General features: G+C 69.0%; 1 protein-coding gene. It reads right to left on the bottom strand.

The genetic code is table 11. The annotated features are described in order from the left end of the window. Window positions 1-130: 130 nt before the first annotated feature. A partial coding sequence (locus AF337_RS42645; protein ID WP_160320367.1) for a homocysteine S-methyltransferase family protein occupies window positions 131-271 on the bottom strand: 141 nt, incomplete at its 5' end.

Raw genomic sequence — 271 nt, 5'->3', positions numbered from 1 at the left:
GCGCCACCTCCACGGTCGCCTCAGGCTCGGTGCGCCTCTGCCGTCCCGTGATCACAAGCCACAGATCGTGCCAGCCGCGCCCACGCATCATCGTGCCCCCAATCGTCATTCTCTCCTCCCTCTCAGGTCGTTACGCCGCCTGCGGCAGGCATGCCTCGCAGATCGCCGCGACATGGCGGTGGTCGGTGCCGCAGCAGCCGCCAAGCACGCGCACCGCAGGCATGCGGTCGATGAGCTTGCGGTAGCGGCGGCCGAGATCTTCGGGATCGCC

The organism is Rhizobium ecuadorense, from assembly GCF_001187535.1.
Classification (GTDB): domain Bacteria; phylum Pseudomonadota; class Alphaproteobacteria; order Rhizobiales; family Rhizobiaceae; genus Rhizobium; species Rhizobium ecuadorense.
This window is presented reverse-complemented; position numbering and strand designations above follow the sequence as displayed.